Origin of the sequence: Pseudomonas frederiksbergensis, assembly GCF_003732665.1 — a bacterium.
GTDB lineage: Bacteria > Pseudomonadota > Gammaproteobacteria > Pseudomonadales > Pseudomonadaceae > Aquipseudomonas > Aquipseudomonas frederiksbergensis_G.
This window is the reverse complement of record NZ_MOBP01000212.1, coordinates 1-289: the sequence shown is the minus strand read 5'-3', so window position 1 is coordinate 289 and position 289 is coordinate 1. Positions and strand designations below refer to the sequence as shown.

1 protein-coding gene is annotated in these 289 nt (G+C 61.2%); it reads left to right on the top strand.

What is annotated here, in order from left to right:
- Positions 1–46: 46 nt before the first annotated feature.
- Positions 47–289 (top strand): LysR family transcriptional regulator (locus BK665_RS33870; RefSeq protein WP_123410668.1); only part of this gene is annotated, 243 nt, incomplete at its 3' end.

Sequence of the window (289 nt, the reverse complement as noted above, 5' to 3'; positions counted from 1 at the left end):
ACTGACCAACGAAACTTCCTAAGAGATCCTTTAGCAGGACTAAACGATGAGCCGTCAGTTTCATGCCCAGACCTATGTCTGGCTGCATGTGTTTTCCTGTGCCGCGCGGCACCTGTCCTTTACCCGTTGTGCTGAAGAACTGCACATCACGCCCGGCGCGGTCAGCCAGCAGATCCGTCAGTTGGAAGAGCGCCTGGGTCTGCGCCTGTTTCACCGTCGGCCCCGGGGGGTGGAACTGAGCGCCGAAGGCCAGCGCCTGGCGCTGACGGTGAGCGAGGCCTACGGCAGC